This window comes from Rhodococcus sp. SORGH_AS_0303 (genome assembly GCF_030819335.1).
GTDB lineage: Bacteria > Actinomycetota > Actinomycetes > Mycobacteriales > Mycobacteriaceae > Rhodococcoides.
In genome coordinates this window covers 2,076,251-2,093,285 of sequence record NZ_JAUTBO010000001.1, presented here as the reverse complement: position 1 = coordinate 2,093,285, position 17,035 = coordinate 2,076,251, and the positions used below count along the sequence as shown (strand labels likewise).

Here is a 17,035-nt window from a genome sequence, read left to right as displayed (position 1 = left end):
GCTCACGCCGCCTCTCCGTTGTTCCTGTGGTCGCGCCACGACCAGGCGAGAGTGCGTCTCGCCATGACCGCCAGCGCATGTCGCCGATAGTCGGCGGTACCGCGTACGTCGTCGATCGGGCTCGCCGCCTCACGGACCAGGTCGCCGAACCGGCGGGCGACGGCGTCGTCGAGCGGGCCGTCCCAGTCCAGTTCGGCAGCGAGAAATACCTCGGCGGCGGTGGCCCGCCGCGGCGTCGGGGCGGCCGAACCGATACCCGTCCCGACACGTCGCTCGGCCGGGAACAGGGCGAGCGAGAACGAACACACCGCGATGACCATGGCGTTGCGCGTGCCGACCTTCGAGAAGTACTGCGGCCCGGTGGCCGGCGGCACGTGGAACGCGCGGATCAACTCGTCCGGTTCCAGGCAGTGACGCTTGACGCCGACGTAGAACTCCTCGGCCGGAATCATGCGTGTGCCCCGAGCGGCCGACTCGGCCTCGACGATCGCGCCGCAGGCGAGCAGCGGCGCGTGCAGATCGCCGGCGGGCGATGCGCCCCCGAGATTGCCGCCGACCGTCCCCCTGTTGCGGATCTGGGGCGAACCGACCGTGCGCGCAGCTTGCGCGATTCCCGGCAGCCGATCGCCCAGTTCGGCGATGATCCGCACGTACGGCATGCCGGCACCGACGCGGAGCGACCCGTCTGGATTTTCCTCCCAGGTGGTGAGCTCCGTGATCGGGTTCAGGTCGAGCAGCGCCGTCGGTCTGTGCAGATCGAAGTTCATCTCGACCATGACGTCGGTACCCCCCTGCACGGGGACGACATCGGGTCGATCGGCTGCGGTGGCGAGTGCGTCCGCCCAGGTCTGAGGCCGAAGAAAGTCCATGGGAGAAGTACACCCGCCCGCCGTCCGGCGGACGAGACGCAGGAACGACAGACTATGACCCGCATCACACGCGATTCACTGTAGGTTCCTCCGAATGAAGGTGCACGACCTACTCGACATGCCCCATCTCGGACTCGACCCCCTCGTGTCCGACGACGGACGAGACACGGTCATCCGATGGGTCGTGACGACCGACATGCTCGATCCCGGTCGCTATCTCGAGGGCGGAGAACTGGTCCTCACCGGACTGATGTGGCACACCAGACCCGAGGATTCGGACGTCTTCGTCCGTGCGATCACCGGTGCCGGCGTCGCCGCACTGGCGGCCTCGTACGACGGCGTGGTGCCCGCCGATCTCGTCGAGTCGTGCCGCCGACACGGGCTGCCCCTGTTCCGGGTGTCCGCCGCCGTGGCCTTCGCGACGATCACGGAGAGCGTGGTGCGCTCGCTCTCGCGCGAGCGCGCGACCGATCTCCGGTCGGTCCTCGACCGGCACCGCCGCCTGGTGTCGGGCGCCGGCGCCGGGGACGGCATCGGGCCACTTCTCGACCTGGTGTCCGAGGATCTCGGACTGGAGTGCTGGGTGCTCACCCCCGGCGGGCGCGTCGTGGCCTCGTCCCATCCGCTTCCCGACGAGATCCGTCCCGACGATCTGGCGCACGACTTCCTCACGGCACGAACACTTCCCGTGGTGTCCCACGGCCTGTCCCTCCTCGCCGTCGACGGTGACCGGACGTCGCGCGTCGCCGACGCGATGGTGGCCTTCCGCAGCGACTGGCGCAGTTGGACGCCCGAGCGGCTCGCACTCGCCGAGGACGTGGCGTCGATCGTCGCGCTCGAACGTGAGCGCACCGACGACCGCCTCGGGTCGTCCGGACGCTCGGCACACCAGCTGATCCGCGTGATCACCGCGGGCGGATCGGTCGCGGACACCCTCGCCCAGATGACGGTGGTCGGCCTCGACACCGACGCTCGGTACGCGGTGGTCGCCGCGGCCGTCGCGAGTGGCCCCCTCCGCCCCGGCGAACTCCGGGTGGTCCTGCGCGAGTTGCTCCCGAGCGGCGGCGCGATCGGTGTGACGGACGGTGAGGTGGTCGCGATCGTTCCCACCGACGACGACCTGACGCCGCGAGTGCGGTCGGGGATGGATCGCCTCGGTCCCGGACTTGCCGGCAGCGACGTCTCGCTCGGCGTCAGCGGCGCGGTGACGGCGGGCGAACTCCGCGGCGCCGTCGACGAAGCCAGGTACGCCCGCCGGCTCGCGGCCGGCCGCAGCGACGGGGTCCGCATAGTGGGGCACGACGAACTGGCGGATCTGGTGCTGCTCCTGGCGAGCGTGCCGGACGAGATGAGACGGCTGTTCCGCTCGCGTCTGCTGGATCCGGTCGTGGAGTACGACGACCGCCATCAGAGCGATCTCGTCCCGACTCTGCGAGCCTTCCTCGACTGCAACGGATCGTGGACGGCGTGCTCGACCCGGCTGCACCTGCACGTCAACTCGGTGCGCTACCGCATCCAGCGCATCGAGGAACTCACCGGTCGGGATCTCTCCGGACTCGAGGACCGCGTGAACTTCTACCTGGCACTGCGGATGTCGTGACAGCCGGGATCAGATCATGTCCTTGCGCGCCAACCACCGCATGATCGGCCAGCCGAGGAACACCGGGATCCAGCACGTGAGCACGCGATAGAGCAGAACGGACGGCACCGCGATGGTGGCGGGCAACCCGAACGCCGCCAGACCGCCGATGAGAGCTGCTTCCACGGCGCCGATGCCACCCGGCGTCGGGGCTGCGGAGGCGAGTGTTCCGCCGATCATCGTGACGATGGTGACGGTGATGAAGGTGGTGCCCCCGCCGAACGCCTCGATGCTCACCCACAGCGCGAAGGCGGCACCGAGAGTCGTTGCGGCGCAACCCAGCACGATGACGGTGAAGCGTGCCGGGTGGCGCACGAGCTCCGAGAGGTCGGAGTAGACCTCCGCGAGCTGGGGCCGTACCGCCGTGCGCAGGAAGCGCCGCAGGGTGGGCACGAAGAGAAAGGCTCCGAGAGCGCCGAACGCGACACCGGCGATGAGGTACAGAATCGTGGCGCTCGGGACGAAGCGGGACAGGTCGGCGGACTGCCCCGCCGCGACGCTGAACACGACGAGCAACGTGACGTGCGAGATCACCTGCACCAGTTGTTGCAACGCCACCGCAGCGGTCGAGCGCGTGAGCGTCAGTCCGCCCTTCTGCAGGAAGCGCACACTCAGCGCCAGTCCGCCGACGCCCGCCGGAGTCGTCGTCGCCGCGAACGTGTTGGCCACCTGCATGATCGTCGTGTTCAGGAAACCCACGGCGCCCGAGGCGCACGCCCACAGCGCCGCGGCCGCTCCGAAATAGGTCGCGGCGGAGATCGCGAGACCGAGCAGTGCCCACCACCAGTCGATCGAGGCCAGCTCGGAGGCGAAGGTCGGGACCTGACTGATGAACGGATACGCGACGTAGACCAGCGCGATGAGCAGGACCAACTGCACGACCTGGTTGCGCGAGAACCGCGTCACCTGCTCGGTGGCGATCGCCGAGGTCCCGGTCCGGGCCAGCACCGTGTCTCGCGTCGCCGTGAGCACCCCCTTGGCGTCGTGCACCGCCCGTCGCACGCGGGTCGGGATGGCGGACGGCGTCAGCCGGCGTGAGGCGGTGAGAACGTCCGCCGGGCCGAGCCTGTCGATCGCGGCGTCGACGGCGACGTCGGGCCCGTACAGCGATGCGGTGGTCAGCATCAGCTGCGCGGCGTCCGAGTGCAACTGGGCCTGCGATGCGCCGAGTTCCGCGGTGTCGAAGCCACCGAGCAATGCGGTGCCGTCCTCGTCGATCCGGATGTCGTCGACCCGGAGGTCTCCGTGCGAGATCTGCCGGGAGCGCAGCACTCCCAGAGTCCGCCACAGTGCGTGCGCATCCTCCGGACGCTCGGGGTCCACGCGCCGACCGCGGGGAACGCTGTGGGCGTACAGGACCCAGCCACGCTCGAGGGCCGACACCGCCGTCGGGACACAGGCCGCCACGCCCAGGTCGTTCAGCGCGATGCCCATCAACGCGCGATGCTCCACCGCGCGGCGCTGTGAGGCGTGCAGGGGCGGGCTCTCCGACGACCGCAGAGTCACCAGTCGGCGCAGCAGACGCAGGGCGCCGCGGCTGCGCTGATTGGGACCGAACAGCTCGACGACGACGTCGTGGCCCACCGGCCCGATCCGTCCCGAGAGCACCAGGGGACCCGAACCCGCCGGGCGCAGGACGACGAACCCGGCGATGTCGACTCCCCGGCGCTTCAGGGCACGGACGGCCTCGGCGAGCGGCACCTCGAGTGCCGGGGTGCCCACCACCCAGATCACGAGCGATCCGGCGAGCCACCCCACGGCGAGACCGAGCAGCGAGCGCGCGGGGACGACGGTGCTGATGAGCAGATGGATCGGGACGAAAGCCAGCAGCAGCACCCACCACGTCCGCTTCCAGCGGATCGGCAGCCCCGGGCCGGAGACGGTGAGCACGGCCGCGACGATGGCGATCCAGCGCGGATCGTCGAGGATCTGCGAGAGCAGGGTGTCCAGGCGCGTCGATTCGTCGATGTGCCACTTCGGCGCGGAGATCCCGCTGCCACTGACCGACAACGCCAGTGCGGCCACCACGGCCGCAGCGACGTAACCCGCGAGCAGCCGCCAGCGGCGTGCCGCCACCAGTCCGGCGAGCACGGTGAACGGAAGAGCCAGAATGGCGACGCCGTACACGAGATAGACGGCATTGGACTGGCTCGGGGTGAGCACGCCGACGATGTCGGAGATCGAGCGCTCCAGCGCGGTCCACTCGTTGCGGGTCACCAACGAACCGACGACGATCGCCCCCAGGACGATCGCCGCGGTCACGACCCGCAGGATGTCGCTCGTTCGCCGGGTCAACGGTTGCAGGACGCTCCCGGTGACCGGGATGTCTCTTCCGTCGACCAGCACACCGGCCAACCTATCGGAGCGGTGGGCCGCCGGCGGTGAGGCGCATCAGATTCGGAAGCGATACCCCATGCCGGCCTCGGTCAGCAGGTGGCGTGGATGCGCCGGATCGGGCTCGAGTTTGCGCCGCAGCTGACCGAGATACACCCGGAGATAGTGGGTCTCGGTCTCGTACGCCGGACCCCACACCTCGCGCAGCAGTTCTCGCTGTCCGACCAGCTTGCCGCGGTGCCGCACCAGCATCTCGAGCATGCCCCACTCGGTGGGGGTGAGGTGGACCGGCTGCCCGTCGCGCGTCACCGATCTCGCGGCCAGATCCACGGTGAACGAGTCGGTCACGACGACCGCCTCGCCGTCGCCGTCCGCCGTGCGCGCGGCGCGCCGAACCGCGACGCGCAGCCGGGCGAGGAACTCGTCCATGCCGAACGGCTTGGTCACGTAGTCGTCCGCACCCGCGTCCAGCGCGTCGACCTTGTCGCCGGAATCCGAACGGGCGGACAGCACGATCACAGGCACGGTGGTCCACCCGCGAAGTCCGGCGAGCACCTCCAGGCCGTCGAGATCCGGCAGACCCAGGTCGAGGACGATCACGTCCGGATGCCTCTCGGCGGCGGCGCGCAGAGCTCCCGCTCCGGTCGACGCCGTCGACACGTCGTAGCCTCGCACCCCGAGATTGATGCGCAGCGCCCGCAGCAACTGCGGCTCGTCGTCGACGACGAGGACACGGGTGGGCGGCGGTCCCGGCCGCGGCGTCTCGGTCGCTCCCCCGTCCTCGGTCACGACGCCGCCGGCAGGTCGACGGTGACGGTCAGCCCGCCGCCGACGGTGCGCTGCGTCGACACCGTGCCGTGCATGGCCTCGACGAAGCCGCGCACCACGGACAGTCCGAGGCCGACGCCGGTGGTGTTGTCGCGATCCCCGAGCCGCTGGAACGCGTCGAAGACGGTCTCCTCCGAGCCGTCCGCGATACCGGGCCCGTGGTCGGCCACGGCGAGCCGGACGCGGTCGTCGTCCACACGAGCGGACACGCGGATCTCGCCGTGGGGTGCGTACCGCACCGCGTTGTCGATCAGATTCGCCACCACTCGCTCCAGCAGACCCTCGTCCGCCAGCACCGACAGATCTCCCACCTCCACCTGCAGGCGGGACCGCGCCGGACCGACGGAGGCCGAGGCGCGGTGCACGACCTCGTCGAGGAACACACGCGCCGACACCGGCCGCACCACGCCGGCGGCCAGGCGCGAGGAGTCGAGCAGGTTCTCCACCAGCGCGGTGAGCTGATCCGCCGACTCCTCGACCGTCGCCAGCAACTCCGCGGTGTCCTCGGGCGAGAAGGTGACGTCCTCGCTGCGCAGACTCGAGGCGGCGGCCTTGACCGCGGCCAGCGGCGTCCTCAGGTCGTGTCCCACGGCGGACAGCAGTGCCCGCCGCAGTGTGTCCGACTCGACGGCGGCCGCGGCGGTGCTCGCCTCCGCGGCCAGTTCGCTCTGGCGGATCAAGCCGACCGCCTGATTGGCGACCGCCGTGAGGACACGCCGGTCGGTCGCGCGGGTGCGGTGCCCAGCGAGGACGAGGGCGAATTCCTCGTCGCCCACCTCCACAGCGGTGTCGGCGTCGTCCACGCTCGTGGGCGGGTTCTCCCCCACTGCACTGACGACGCCGTGCCCCGAGCGCAGCACCGCCACGGCGCGCTGCCCGTACGTCTCGCGCACCCGCTCGAGCAGAGCGGGCAGGTCTGCTCCACGCAGCACCGATCCGGCGAACAGCGCCAGCAGTTCCGCCTGTTGCGACGCGCTGCGGGCGTCCCGTGCCCGCCGGGCGGCCGCGTCGACGAGCACGGCCACCGCCACGGCGACGACGAGCAGCACCACCGTCGTCACGAAGTTGTCCGGCTCGGCGATGGTGAAGCTGTAGCGCGGTTCGGTGAAGAGGAAGTTCAGCAGCAGGGCGGAGAACAGCGCCGACAGGATAGCGGGGGCCACACCGCCGAGCAGGGACACCGCCAGCACGACGATGAAGAACAGCGCGCTCTCGCCGCCGAGATCGAGAAGGTCGTCCACGAGCGAGATCAATCCCGCCGCCACCGCCGGTACGGCGAGCGCGGCGATCCAGGCGACGGGGCGCCGGACGGTCGGCGACGACAGTCGCCGGACTCCGGTGGAGGCGTGGTCGTGCGTGACCATGTGGACGTCGATCGCGCCGGAGTTCTGCACCACGGTCGATCCGATGCCCTCGTCGACGGCCCGTGCCCACCGTGACCGGCGCGACGTTCCGAGCACGAGTTGCGTCGCGTTCACCCCGCGGGCGAACTCGAGCAACGTCATGGGCACGTCGTCGCCGACGACACTGTGCATCGAGGCGCCCAGACCGCCGGCCAGGGTCCGCACCGCACCCATGTGCGCGGCGGACACCCCCGCCAACCCGTCACCTCGCACCACGTGCAGCACCATGAGTTCGGCGCTGGACTTCGCGGCGATCCGGCTGGCGCGGCGTACGAGAGTGTCGGACTCGGGTCCGCCTGTCACCGCGACGACGACACGCTCTCGCGCTTCCCAGGTGTCCTTGATGGCGTTGTCCGCACGGTAGCGGGCCAGCGCCGCGTCGACCTGATCGGCCAGCCACAGCAGTGCCAGCTCCCGCAGCGCAGTGAGATTACCCCGTCGGAAGAAGTTGCTGAGCGCTGCGTCGACCTTCTCGGGCGCGTAGACGTTCCCGTGTGACAGCCTGCGCCGCAACGCTTCCGGGGTGATGTCGACCAGCTCGACCTGGGCTGCGGCCCGCACGATGGCGTCGGGAACCGTCTCCCGTTGCACCACACCGGTAATGCGCTGGACCACGTCGTTGAGACTCTCGAGGTGCTGCACGTTCAGAGTCGACACCACGTCGATCCCGGCGGCCAGAAACTCCTCGACATCCTGCCAGCGCTTGGCGTTACGACTGCCCGGAGTGTTCGTGTGGGCCAGTTCGTCGACGAGCACCAATTCCGGCATTCTGGCCAAGACTCCGTCGACGTCGAGTTCGGGCACCGAGGCTCCGCGATACTCGACCATTTTCGGCGCCAGTACCGCGATGCCGTCCAGCATCTCTGCCGTTCGAGTGCGTCCGTGAGTCTCGACGACACCGGCGACGACGTCACACCCGCGGGACTGGCGACGGTGCGCCTCGCCGAGCATCGCGAACGTCTTTCCCACGCCCGGCGCCGCGCCAAGATAGATACGCAGTTCTCCCCTGCCCCCCGGAGTCGTGCGTTCGTCTGCGGCGTCGGCGTGCATGCTCACCTGCTCATCATCCACCCGTGGTCGAGCAGTCGGGTGCAGTCAGTCCCAGGTCGACGTTCAGCGTGGCGACGTTCACCACCGATTGTCCGAGGAAACCGAGCTGCCGACCGTCGGTGTTCTCCGCGACCAGCGTGCGCACCTCGTCCTGTGATTTCCCTGTTGCTGCCGCCACGCGGGCGACCTGAAGCTCTGCATACGCCGGGCTGATGACCGGGTCGATACCCGAACCCGAACCCGTCACCGCGTCGACGGGCACCGCCGCCGGATCGACGTTCTCACGCTCGGCGATCGCAGCGCGACGTTGCTCGATGAACGACGCGAGAGTGTCACTGCTCGGACCCTGGTTCAGAGGGAGAGCGGCGGAGGGGTCACCCGCGGCAAAGGCGTCGTCGTCGGCGACCGACCCTGTGACGCGCGTGTGGAAATACGGATCGGGTCGTCCGTCTGCGACCACGGTGTCGACGCCGATGAGCGAGCTGCCGACAACACATCCCGAGGCATCGCGGATGGGTGAGCCTTCCGCCGAGTCGGACCCGATCCGGCTGACCGCCCACACCGCCGCTGGGTACCCGATGCCGAGAAGCACCGTCAACGCCGACAGGACCGTGAACCCGGCGACGACCTGTTTGAAGAACACCGAAAATGTACGCATTGCTAGCCCATTCCAGGAACGAGTCGGACCACGAGGTCGATCAGCCAGATACCGATGAAGGGCGAGATCGCGCCGCCGACGCCGTAGACGGCGAGGTTGCGGCCGAGCAGTGTCGACGCGGTGGACGGCGTGTACCGAACACCCTTCAGCGCAAGAGGGATCAGCGCCACGATGACCAAGGCGTTGAACACCACGGCCGAGACGATCGCTGATTGCGGAGTTGCCAGCCGCATGATGTTGAGCGTGTCGAGTTGGGGATACACCGTGGAGAACAGTGCCGGCAGGATCGCGAAGTACTTGGCGAGGTCGTTCGCCAACGAGAACGTCGTGAGCGCTCCGCGGGTGATGAGGAGTTGCTTTCCGACCTCCACCACTTCTATCAACTTCGTGGGATCGGAATCGAGATCCACCATGTTGCCCGCCTCTTTCGCTGCGGACGTGCCGGTGTTCATCGCCACGCCGACGTCGGCCTGAGCCAGCGCGGGAGCGTCGTTGGTGCCGTCCCCCGTCATCGCGACCAGCCGACCACCGTTCTGTTCACGGCGGATCAAGGCCAGTTTGTCTTCCGGTGTCGCTTCGGCGAGGAAGTCGTCCACCCCGGCTTCCGCAGCGATGGCCCGAGCGGTGAGGGGGTTGTCGCCGGTCACCATCACGGTCCGAATGCCCATGGCGCGCAACCGTTCGAATCGTTCGGCGATGTGAGGCTTGACCACATCCGACAATTCGACGACTCCGAGAACTCGGGCGCTCGATCCGGATTCGGCGACCGCGACGACGAGCGGTGTACCGCCCGCTTCGGACACCGATTCGACCGAATCACGTACCGCAGTGTCGGCGGCGTGGCCACTCTGCTCGCGAACCCAGGCGAACACGCTGTCGGAGGCGCCCTTTCGGATCTGCCGACCGTCGACGTCCAGCCCACTCATGCGGGTCTGAGCGGTGAAGGGAACGAACTCACCCCCAGCTGTGGGATCCACATCCCCGCCGAAGTCGCGTGCGACGAGTTCGACGATGCTGCGTCCCTCGGGAGTTCCGTCAGCGAGCGACGACAGGCGAGCCGCGTCGGCGAGTTCCCGAACATCGACCCCGGGTGCCGGATGCAGTGCCGTGGCTCTGCGATTTCCGAAGGTGATCGTGCCGGTCTTGTCCATGAGCAGGGTGTCGATGTCGCCGGCGGCCTCGACCGCGCGGCCCGACATGGCCAGAACGTTGCGCTGCACCAGTCGGTCCATACCGGCGATGCCGATGGCGGACAGGAGTGCGCCGATGGTCGTCGGAATCAGGCAGACGAGAAGTGCGATGAGCTTGACCGGATCCTGCGCCGACCCCGCGTAGATGCTCATGGGACCGATGGCCACGACGGCAAGCAGGAACACGATGGTCAGGGACGCGAGCAGGATGTTGAGAGCGATCTCGTTCGGAGTCTTCTGTCGCGACGCACCCTCGACGAGCGCGATCATCCGGTCGACGAACGTCTCACCCTGTGCGGCGGTGATCTTCACGACGATCCGGTCCGACAGCACGGTCGTGCCGCCGGTGACGGCGCTTCGGTCACCGCCCGATTCGCGCACCACCGGTGCGGATTCACCCGTGATGGCGGATTCGTCCACCGATGCGATGCCGTCGACCACATCACCGTCACCGGGAATGACCTCCCCTGCGGTGACGACCACCTCGTCACTGACCTTCAGCTCGGTGCCGGGCACGCTCTCGACGGACCCGTCGGGCAGCCGACGATTCGCGAGCGTGTCCCGTTTGACGTTGCGCAGACTGGCCGCCTGGGCCTTGCCGCGACCCTCGGCAACGGACTCGGCGAGGTTCGCGAACACCACGGTGAACCAGAGCCACCCGGTGACGAGCCAGGAGAACACCGACGGGTCGGCGATCGCCATGACAGTGGTGATGACCGAGCCGACCAGAACGACGAACATGACCGGGTTGCGGGCCTGGTGACGCGGATCGAGCTTGCGGAATGCGGTGGGCAACGAGGTCCACAGCTGTGTGGGGCTGAAGTAGCCGGATGTGACGGGAGCCGGCGCGCCGGCGTCGGGTGTCGCCTCCGACTGAGTGGGATGGTCGTTGACGAGGGTCATTGCAAAGCCTCCGCGAAGGGGCCCAGCGCGAGCGCCGGGAAGAATGTGAGCGCAGCGACGAGGACGATCGTGCCGGTGAGAAGACCGGCGAACAGCAGTCCCGTGGTGGGGAGCGTGCCGGGTCCGGCCGGACTTCGACGCTTGGTCACGAGTGAGCCGGCGAGAGCCAGAACGAACACGATCGGAAGGAATCGGCCGAGCAGCATCGCAATGCCGAGGGAGGTCTGGAACCAGTCGTCGGTCACGGTCAGTCCGCCGAACGCACTTCCGTTGTTGTTCGACGCGGAGGCGTAGGCATAGAGCACCTCGCTGAACCCGTGGATCGAACCCGGAGTTCCAGGGTCGCCGCTGTTGCCGAGCGCTCCGCTGGTGGAACCGAGGATCACCGTGACACCGGTCCCGATCAGAACGAGCGCCGGCATGACCAGTACCGACAGCGCTGCCATCGTGATCTCGCGTCTGCCGAGCTTCTTCCCGAGGTATTCGGGCGTGCGTCCGACCAGAAGCCCACCCACGAACACGGCGATGACGGCCAGGACCAGCATTCCGTAGAGGCCGGTCCCGACTCCGCCGGGTGCGACCTCGCCGAAGAGCATGTTCAGGATGACGACTCCACCGCCGAGCGGGGACATGGCGTCGTGCGCGGAGTTGACTGCACCGGTCGATGTTCCGGTGGTGCTGACTGCGAACAGGGCCGAGCCGGGAATGCCGAATCGTTGTTCCTTGCCCTCCATCATGGCGCCGGCAGCCTGCGCAGCGACGCCGCGAGTGCCGGATTCCGCAGCGAGGGTCACGGCGAGAATGCCGGCCCACAGCAACGCCATGACGGCGAGGATCGACAGACCCTGCTTGCGTTCTCCGACGAGGGTTCCGAAGGTGCGCGTCAATGCGACCGGGATCAACAGCAGGGCGATGATCTCGACGATGTTGGACAACGGCGTCGGATTCTCGAACGGGTGCGCCGAGTTGGCCGCCAGGATTCCGCCACCGTTGGTACCGAGCTCTTTGATCGCTTCCTGAGAGGCGACAGGAGCGAGTGCGTTCGTGATCGAGCTGCCGTCCAGACCCGTCGAGGCGAAACCACTGTGGAACGACATGACGACGCCCTGCGTCAGCAGGATCAGCGCCACGACGAACGACAACGGCAGCAGGATCCGCAGTACGCCGCGCGTGAGATCGACCCAGAAGTTTCCGAGTTCACCTCCGCTGCGCACACGGACGAACCCGCGGATCACCGCGACGGCCACAGCCAGTCCGACTGCGGCAGAGACGAAGTTCTGTACTGCGAGGCCGAGAGGTTGAGTCAGATTGCTCATCGTCGTCTCGGGTGAGTACGACTGCCAGTTGGTGTTGGTGACGAAGGAGATTGCCGTGTTGAACGCGACCGACGGGCTGACGCCCGGCAGCGAGTTGTTCAGCGGCAGAACACCTTGAACACGTTGGAGGGCATAGAGGAAGACGACGCCGGCAGCAGAGAAGCCCAGCAGCGACAAGGCGTAGCCGACCCACGTCTGTTCCGAGCGGGGGTCGATCCGGCACACGCGATACAGCAGAGATTCCACCCGCCAGTCCGCCGTTGCCGATACCGACCTGCTCGTCGGCTTCGGCGGGTCGAGCGTGGTGGTCGTGGTGATCGTCGATCCCGCAGCCTGTCGTGCGGCAGAGCGGACCACTTCGTCACGAGCACGTTCATCTCGCGGAGTGGTGAAGACGCGCGCCATGTAGTCGCCGAGGGGAACGTAGGCGGCAGCGAGCACGATCACGACGGCCGCGATCTGAAGCCCGGCCGCAAGTGCGGGAGTCACGGCTCAGAACCTCTCGGGGTCGAGCAACGCGATCAGCAGGTACACCGCAAGTGCCGCGGAGACCACGATCAACATCACGCTCTCGATTCCAGCGGCGGTCATGCGGATCGACCGAGTCGAAGAACGGTGAACACCAGCGCAGCGAAACCTGCTGCCGCGGTGAGTAGGTAGGCCAGGTCAGCCATGGATGCAATCCTCGTGAAACGGCGACGACCTGCCGGCGGATGCTCGGCAGCTACGCCAGCGTCCACCCCCTACGCGCCCATCTCGGCCTTACTGACGCTCTGTTGACGCTGCGAGCAGGCGCTTTGATGCGATCTTTACGCCACGCACCGGAATCATCCCCGCCGAACCCTCGGCGCCGGCTGACACTTCGGACAGCTGAAGGACGACCGATTCATGAACTTCTCGCGGCGGATGGGAGCGCCGCAGCGAGGGCACGGGAGTCCCTCCTGGCCGTATGCGGCCAGTGACCGGTCGAAGTACCCCGACTGACCGTTCACGTTGACGTACAGCGCGTCGAACGAGGTGCCGCCCTGCGCCAGTGCCTCCCCCATGACAGCGTGCGCGTTGTTCAACAACCTGCGCAGCGCCGGGCGAGTCAGTGAATCGGTGAGTCGATTGCCGTGGATCTTGCTGCGCCACAACGACTCGTCGGCGTAGATGTTGCCCACGCCCGACACGACGGTCTGATCGAGGAGCGCGCGCTTGATCTCGGTGTGCTTCCCCCGCATCGCCGTCACCACGGACTCCGCGTCGAACTGGGGGTCGAGTGGGTCGCGGGCGATGTGCGCCACGGGAACCGGGACCCGGGAGCCGTCGACCTCCACGAGGTCGGCGACGGCCCACCCGCCGAACGTCCGCTGATCGACGAATCGCAGATCCGTGCCGCTGCCCAGTCGGGCGCGGATGCGGAGATGCTTCTCGTCGGGTGCGTCCGCGGGCTGGACGAGCATCTGCCCGCTCATGCCCAGGTGCACCACGATCGACTCGAGCGGCCCGGTCGCGTCGTCGTTCGCGGCGACCACGAGCCAGAGGTACTTGCCACGGCGCTCGGCGGACACGACGGTGGTGCCGGCCAGTCGCGACTGGAGATCGAGACTTCCCTCGAGATGCCGTCGAGCGGCACGCGGATGAAGGACCTCGATGTCGACGAGGGTCTCCCCCACGACGTGCGACGCGAGTCCGCGTCGCACCACCTCGACCTCGGGAAGTTCAGGCATTCCGGTCGGACGACATCTCCGGGGTCGGGCCGGCGATCAGCGCTGCGGAGGCCGATTCACTGAGAGCGTTCCAGGCCGCGCTGGCGGCGCGCTGCTCGGCTTCCTTCTTCGAGCGACCCACGCCCTGCCCGTGCGGCGATCCGCCGACAAGCACGGTGGCCGTGAACTCCTTGTCGTGGTCCGGTCCCGTCGCGGTGATCTCGTACGCGGGAACACCGAGACCCTTCTCGGCCGTGAGCTCCTGCAGGCTGGTCTTCCAGTCGAGGCCGGCACCGAGACGCGGTCCACGCTCGAGCAACGCGTCGAACAGACGCAGCACCACCTCGCGTGCGACGTCGATGCCGTGCTCGACGTGGATGGCGCCGAGAAGCGATTCCATGCCGTCCGCGAGGATCGACGGCTTGTCGCGCCCACCGGTCATCTCCTCGCCCTTGCCCAGAAGCAGGTGCGCACCGAGTCCGCCGTCACCCAGTTGGCGAGCCACCTCGGCGAGCGCGTGCATGTTGACCACGCTCGCGCGGATCTTGGCCAGCTCGCCCTCCGACTTGTCGGGGTGGGCGCTGTACAGCTGCTCGGTGATGCTCAGACCCAGAACGGAATCTCCGAGGAACTCGAGGCGTTCGTTCGTGGGCAGCCCACCGTTCTCGTACGCGTACGAGCGGTGGGTGAGAGCGTGGACGAGCAGGTCGTGGTCCAGAGACACGCCAAGAGCGGCGAGAAGCGATGCATGATCGTCCTCGCCGCTCCGGTCTGTCGCTGGCGACTGTGAGGTCACCGTCAGACTGCCGCGGTGACCTGGCGACCCTTGTAGGTGCCGCAGTTCGGGCACACCGTGTGGGGCAGGGTCTTCTCGCCGCACCCGCGGTTGGGGCAGGTGATGAGGGTGGGTGCAGTGGTCTTCCACTGGCTGCGTCGCGATCGGGTGTTGGACCGCGACATCTTGCGCTTCGGAACAGCCACTTCTACTTCTCCTCGTACTCGTTCGGTGCAATGTCGTGCTGGTGAAGCACGGGTCGTGCAGGCGCAGGGTGCGCCGGCCGACTAGGTCTGGTCGGTGTCGGTCTGCAGCTTCGCCGCGAGACCGGCCCAGCGAGGATCAATTGTCTCATGCGCATGACCCGGTTCCGCAATCGACAGGCGGATGCCGCACTCCGGGCACAGTCCCTGGCAGTCCTCGGTGCACAGGGGTCGCAGCGGCAGGGTGAGCCCCGCCACGTCCACGATCAGTGGTTCGAGATCGATCGCGTCGTCCTCGACCCGGTAGAGATCGTCCTCGTCCGTGGTGGCCTCGGTGACGCTGTTCGGGTACGCGTACAGCTCCGTGAGGTGGAGCTGCACGTGTGACGTGAACGGCTCGAGGCACCGCGAGCACTCACCGACGGTGTCGGCGTCGACCGTGCCGCTGACGAGCACACCCTCGGACACGGACTCGAACCGGAGATCGAGATCGATGTCGGCCCCCTCCTGGATCGCGATCAGGTCCAGACCGATGCGCGACGGGGAGGGAACGGTGCGAGCGACCGGCATCATCGACCCTGCGCGGCGACCCAGACGACGGGTGTCCACCACCAGCCCCGAGACGGGTTCGGCGGAGTGGCGACGAGCAGCGGGAGACAACGAACGATCCTTTCACGGGCGGTGCGGGCAACCACTCCACGATACGGGAGCGTCAGGTCAGCGCCAAATCACACCAGCCCACCCTGCGAGGAGGGATCTGCGTGGCGGTCAGTAGCGCGAGCGGCCCTCACCACGCGAGTCGGCGAAATCGGTGTCGTAACTCGGAACGCCACTGCCGGTGCGGAGCTGCTGCCGTCCCCGACCGACGGACCGCAACGTGCCGGAGAGAATCTCCTCGAACTCCGCGAACTTCGTGTCGACGTAGAGGTCGCACTCGGTACGCAGACGATCGGACTCGGCGTGCGCCGCGTCGATGACCCGAGCGGACTCCGCGTGCGCGGACTGCACCACCTCGGTCTGCGAGACCAGGCGCTCCTGTTCGGCGAGACCCTCGGCGACGGAACGCTCGTAGGCCGCCTTGCCGGCGTCGATCGAGCGAGCGGACTCGACGCGGCCGCGCTCGGTCAGCGTCTCGTACTCGTGCTCCGCGTCCGCGATGGTGGCGTCGGCGCGCGCGGTGGCGTCGGCGACGAGGCTCTCGGCGTGCGCGGTGGCCTCGGCGACCATCCGGTCGGCGTGGGCCTTCGCGTCGGCCAGGAGTCGATCGGCCTCGTCCCGCGCGTTCTCCACCGTGCTGGTGGCTTCCGCGTCGGCCGACGAGATCGTCTTCTCGGCACCGGTCCGTGCGTCCGACACCAGCTTGTCGCGGTGGTCCAGCACGTCCTGCGCGTCGTCGAGCTCACCCGGAATGGCGTCTCGGACGTCGTCCAGCAGCTCCAGCACATCACCACGCGGGACGACGCATCCCGCGGTCATCGGGACGCCGCGCGCCTCCTCGACGATCGCGACGAGCTCGTCGAGCGCCTCGAATACCCGGTACACCGTGCTCGGCCCTCACTTCGATCGACAGTCTCTGAGTTCGGCGACCACACCCGTCGGGCGCGATCTCCGGTGTCAGTGTGCCCGGTACGCGCACCGGTCCGCACGATTGTCCCCCGGTGTGTCGCCGTCCGGCCCGGTCAGGAGCGCTCGGCGAGCCGGGCCAGCAGTCGGTCGTGCACGGCGGCCGGGACCATCGTCGTGACGTCTCCGCCCAATCGCGCGATCTCCTTGATGAGCGAGCTCGACAGGCTGCTGTGCACCGGGTCGGTTCCGAGGAACACTGTGTCCACGCCGGTGAGTCGCCGGTTCATCTGCGCCATCTGCACCTCGTAGTCGAAGTCGGCGGCGTTGCGCAGACCCTTGACGATGGCGGTGGCCCCGGACTCCGACGCGAAGTCGACGAGCAACCCCTGCCACGTCGCGACGCGCACACCCTGCAGATGAGTGGTGGCCTGCGCCAGCATCTCGACCCGTTCGTCGACGGTGAAGAGTCCACTCTTGTTGGGGTTCACCACCACCGTGACGATGACCTCGTCGAATTGCGTTGCGACGCGCGAGATCACGTCGAGATGACCGTTGTGGATCGGATCGAAGGATCCCGGGACCAGGGCGCGGCTCATGGTGGGTGAACGTA

Annotated in this window: 15 protein-coding genes; 1 reads left to right on the top strand and 14 read right to left on the bottom strand. The window is 68.1% G+C overall.

Annotation, left to right across the window (positions count from 1 at the left end; all coding sequences use genetic code 11):
* Positions 1-2: 2 nt before the first annotated feature.
* Positions 3-869 carry a xanthine dehydrogenase family protein subunit M gene (locus QE449_RS09905; protein WP_307108727.1) on the bottom strand — a complete coding sequence of 289 codons (867 nt, stop codon included), beginning with the start codon at positions 867-869 and terminating at the stop codon, positions 3-5.
* 94 nt (positions 870-963) lie between these two features.
* Here QE449_RS09905 and QE449_RS09900 point away from each other — a divergent pair, with 94 nt between their 5' ends.
* On the top strand, positions 964-2,469 hold the full coding sequence (locus tag QE449_RS09900) for a PucR family transcriptional regulator (RefSeq protein ID WP_261781972.1): 1,506 nt from the start codon (positions 964-966) through the stop codon (positions 2,467-2,469).
* Between the two features lie 9 nt (positions 2,470-2,478).
* Here the strand turns inward: QE449_RS09900 and QE449_RS09895 are convergent, their stop codons facing one another.
* The 13 genes from QE449_RS09895 to coaD all read right to left on the bottom strand — a co-directional run bounded on the left by QE449_RS09895 (position 2,479) and on the right by coaD (position 17,021).
* Positions 2,479-4,854 (bottom strand): lysylphosphatidylglycerol synthase transmembrane domain-containing protein, encoded by a 2,376-nt coding sequence (locus QE449_RS09895; protein WP_222645364.1) that lies wholly within the window; start codon positions 4,852-4,854, stop codon positions 2,479-2,481.
* Positions 4,855-4,899: 45 nt separating this feature from the next.
* Entirely contained in the window at positions 4,900-5,631 is a 732-nt protein-coding gene (locus QE449_RS09890) for a response regulator (protein ID WP_307108726.1), read from the bottom strand.
* Complete coding sequence (locus tag QE449_RS09885; protein ID WP_307109700.1) at positions 5,628-8,123, bottom strand: sensor histidine kinase KdpD; 2,496 nt, start codon at positions 8,121-8,123, stop codon at positions 5,628-5,630. Before QE449_RS09885 ends, QE449_RS09890 begins: the two co-directional genes overlap by 4 nt.
* A gap of 13 nt (positions 8,124-8,136) precedes the next feature.
* Positions 8,137-8,781 carry a potassium-transporting ATPase subunit C gene (locus QE449_RS09880; RefSeq protein WP_373428282.1) on the bottom strand — a complete coding sequence of 215 codons (645 nt, stop codon included), beginning with the start codon at positions 8,779-8,781 and terminating at the stop codon, positions 8,137-8,139.
* A gap of 2 nt (positions 8,782-8,783) precedes the next feature.
* Entirely contained in the window at positions 8,784-10,874 is a 2,091-nt protein-coding gene (kdpB, locus tag QE449_RS09875; RefSeq protein WP_307108724.1) for a potassium-transporting ATPase subunit KdpB, read from the bottom strand.
* Entirely contained in the window at positions 10,871-12,679 is a 1,809-nt protein-coding gene (gene kdpA / locus QE449_RS09870) for a potassium-transporting ATPase subunit KdpA (RefSeq protein WP_307108723.1), read from the bottom strand. Before kdpA ends, kdpB begins: the two co-directional genes overlap by 4 nt.
* A gap of 3 nt (positions 12,680-12,682) precedes the next feature.
* The gene (gene kdpF, locus QE449_RS09865) at positions 12,683-12,781 is read right to left on the bottom strand and encodes a K(+)-transporting ATPase subunit F (protein WP_222630725.1); all 99 of its coding nucleotides are present in this window, start codon (positions 12,779-12,781) and stop codon (positions 12,683-12,685) included.
* Between the two features lie 236 nt (positions 12,782-13,017).
* Positions 13,018-13,902: a bifunctional DNA-formamidopyrimidine glycosylase/DNA-(apurinic or apyrimidinic site) lyase gene (gene mutM / locus QE449_RS09860; protein WP_056445093.1), complete on the bottom strand. Its 885-nt coding sequence runs from the start codon at positions 13,900-13,902 to the stop codon at positions 13,018-13,020.
* Positions 13,895-14,677, bottom strand: coding sequence for a ribonuclease III (gene rnc / locus QE449_RS09855; protein WP_027504977.1), 783 nt, complete (start codon positions 14,675-14,677; stop codon positions 13,895-13,897). The genes mutM and rnc overlap by 8 nt, the downstream gene beginning before the upstream one ends.
* 2 nt (positions 14,678-14,679) lie before the next feature.
* Complete coding sequence (rpmF, locus tag QE449_RS09850) at positions 14,680-14,862, bottom strand: 50S ribosomal protein L32 (protein ID WP_027504976.1); 183 nt, start codon at positions 14,860-14,862, stop codon at positions 14,680-14,682.
* A gap of 81 nt (positions 14,863-14,943) precedes the next feature.
* Positions 14,944-15,432: a DUF177 domain-containing protein gene (locus tag QE449_RS09845; protein WP_081821208.1), complete on the bottom strand. Its 489-nt coding sequence runs from the start codon at positions 15,430-15,432 to the stop codon at positions 14,944-14,946.
* A 195-nt stretch (positions 15,433-15,627) separates the two neighbouring features.
* Positions 15,628-16,401: a DivIVA domain-containing protein gene (locus QE449_RS09840; protein ID WP_027504974.1), complete on the bottom strand. Its 774-nt coding sequence runs from the start codon at positions 16,399-16,401 to the stop codon at positions 15,628-15,630.
* 137 nt (positions 16,402-16,538) lie between these two features.
* Complete coding sequence (gene coaD / locus QE449_RS09835; protein WP_027504973.1) at positions 16,539-17,021, bottom strand: pantetheine-phosphate adenylyltransferase; 483 nt, start codon at positions 17,019-17,021, stop codon at positions 16,539-16,541.
* Between the last annotated feature and the right edge of the window lie 14 nt (positions 17,022-17,035).

Bases quoted from the DNA above. Each gene is read 5' to 3' on its own strand.
- QE449_RS09905 (WP_307108727.1), bottom strand. From the start codon at position 869: ATGGACTTTCTTCGGCCTCAGACCTGGGCGGACGCACTCGCCACCGCA.
- QE449_RS09900 (WP_261781972.1), top strand. From the start codon at position 964: ATGAAGGTGCACGACCTACTCGACATGCCCCATCTCGGACTCGACCCC.
- QE449_RS09885 (WP_307109700.1), bottom strand. From the start codon at position 8,123: ATGCACGCCGACGCCGCAGACGAACGCACGACTCCGGGGGGCAGGGGA.
- QE449_RS09880 (WP_373428282.1), bottom strand. From the start codon at position 8,781: ATGCGTACATTTTCGGTGTTCTTCAAACAGGTCGTCGCCGGGTTCACG.
- kdpB (WP_307108724.1), bottom strand. From the start codon at position 10,874: ATGACCCTCGTCAACGACCATCCCACTCAGTCGGAGGCGACACCCGAC.
- kdpF (WP_222630725.1), bottom strand. From the start codon at position 12,781: ATGACCGCCGCTGGAATCGAGAGCGTGATGTTGATCGTGGTCTCCGCG.
- mutM (WP_056445093.1), bottom strand. From the start codon at position 13,902: ATGCCTGAACTTCCCGAGGTCGAGGTGGTGCGACGCGGACTCGCGTCG.
- QE449_RS09845 (WP_081821208.1), bottom strand. From the start codon at position 15,432: ATGATGCCGGTCGCTCGCACCGTTCCCTCCCCGTCGCGCATCGGTCTG.
- coaD (WP_027504973.1), bottom strand. From the start codon at position 17,021: ATGAGCCGCGCCCTGGTCCCGGGATCCTTCGATCCGATCCACAACGGT.